The organism is Pseudomonas sp. P5_A2_2 (genome assembly GCF_054177685.1).
Genome location: NZ_JBGCUL010000896.1, coordinates 1 through 1,808, shown reverse-complemented (window position 1 = coordinate 1,808; position 1,808 = coordinate 1). Strand labels below are relative to the sequence as shown.

General features: G+C 58.8%; 2 protein-coding genes. One reads left to right on the top strand and one right to left on the bottom strand.

Going from position 1 to position 1,808, the window contains the following annotated elements; genetic code table 11:
- Positions 1-3: 3 nt before the first annotated feature.
- The gene (locus ACXRVY_RS27045) at positions 4-1,071 is read right to left on the bottom strand and encodes an ABC transporter substrate-binding protein (protein WP_223462170.1); all 1,068 of its coding nucleotides are present in this window, start codon (positions 1,069-1,071) and stop codon (positions 4-6) included.
- A 363-nt stretch (positions 1,072-1,434) separates the two neighbouring features.
- Between ACXRVY_RS27045 and ACXRVY_RS27040 the strand changes: the two genes are divergently transcribed.
- Positions 1,435-1,808: GntR family transcriptional regulator (locus tag ACXRVY_RS27040; RefSeq protein WP_458238736.1), on the top strand; the 374-nt coding region annotated here is incomplete at its 3' end.

Genomic DNA, 1,808 nt, shown 5'->3' with positions numbered 1-1,808 from the left:
GGGTTACTGCATATTGACGATGACTTCTTCATTCCACTTCTGCGGAAGGGCCTTGGAAGTCTTCTCCCATGCATCGGCGTCCTTGATCGGCGTGACCTTTTTGTACTGCTCGTTTGGCAGCAGCTTGGCTTTCACTTCTTCTGGCAGCGTGATGTGCTCGGCACGGATCGGTCGGGCGTTGCCTTTTGCCAGGTTGATCTGGCCGGCGTCGCTGAAGATGTATTCGCGGGTCAGCTTGGCGGCATTGGGGTTCTTGGCATATTTGTTGATGATGGTGGTGTAACCGGAAATCACCGAACCGTCGGACGGGATCAGCACCACGTAATCATCCGGATTGGCCATCTTGGCCTTGTAGCTCAGGCCGTTGAAGTCCCAGACCACGCCGACTTCGATTTCGCCTTTTTCCATGGCACCAATGACCGGGTTGGACATCGAAAGGCGACCCTGCTTGGCGATGTCGGCGAACAGCAACAGCGCAGGTTGCAGGTTCTTCTCGTCGCCACCATTGGCCAGTGCCGCGGCCAGAACGCCGTTCGCAGCCTGGGCAGCAGTGCTTACGTCACCAATGGAAACCTTGTACTTGCCGGTCTTGAGGTCAGCCCACTTGGTCGGCACTTCGGAACCGTGCAGCAGCTTTTTGTTGACGATGAAGGCGATGGTGCCGGTGTAGGCCAGCGCCCAGTTGCCGTCCTTGTCCTTGGCCCAGGCTGGAATCTGATCCCAGGTCGAAGGCTTGTACGGTTGCACCACGCCTTGCTTGACCGCGATCGGGCCGAACGCTGCACCGACGTCGCCGATGTCGGCGCTGGCGTTGTCTTTTTCCGCGGCGAACTTGGCGATCTCCTGGGCCGAACTCATGTCGGTGTCGATGTGCTTGAGGCCGTATTTGTCGCTCAGGTCTTTCCAGGTGCCGGCCCAGTTGGCCCAGTCATTGGGCATGCCGACGCTGTTGACGGCGCCTTCCGCTTTCGCAGCGGCTTCCAGGGTTTTCAGATCGGTGTCGGCCGCCATGGCGGCGGTGCACATTGCAATGGTCGAGCCTAACAGTGATGCCAGGAAAAACTGTTTCATTCCGAAGCTCCTTGGGTCGTGTTCAACGCTGCGATTGCGGTGTGTGTTGGTCTAGGTCAGCAATACCTGAGCCAATTTAAGGGGGCTGGATGACACTTTGATGTCGTTCGTCGCCCGGGATGACTTTTTGTTCGGCGGTGTCGCGGGTGGCCTGCTAAGCGTAGACCATGGTCAAAGCCCAGGCTGGCAAGGGACTTGGCCGATGAATTGCAGGTTCTTGAAAGCCGGGAGTGGCGACCGTTGGGCGCCTTTGTCACACCTCGGTCATCTGCACTGCCTACGCTTGCAGACTATTGAATGAGCCGGTTTGCGCTGCTGTTCTGCCCTGAATTGGTGCTGGTCTAGTCCAGAAAGGAAACGTTGATGCGTGAAGAGGCAACAAAAGCGGTAACAGCCATTGGCCAGGTACTCCAGGAACAGATCGACCACGGTCTGTTGGCTCCTGGCAGCAAATTGCCGGCCGAACGCAAGCTCAGTGAACTGTTCGGCACCACGCGGATCACTTTGCGTGAGGCGTTGTTGCAGCTGGAGTCACAAGGGCAGATCTACCGCGAGGAGCGGCGCGGCTGGTTCGTCTCGCCGCCGCGCCTGGCGTACAACCTCATGCAGCGCAGCCACTTTCACGCGATGGTCAGCGCCCAGGGGCGGATTCCGTCCACCGAGGTGATTTCAGCGCGATTGCAACCGGCATCGGCGGCGGTCTGTGCCTGGCTGCAATTGCCGGCGCTGTCGAGCGT

What these genes read in the sequence shown, in the direction of transcription:
- ACXRVY_RS27045 (WP_223462170.1), bottom strand. Translation starts at nt 1,071, where the DNA reads ATGAAACAGTTTTTCCTGGCATCACTGTTAGGCTCGACCATTGCAATG.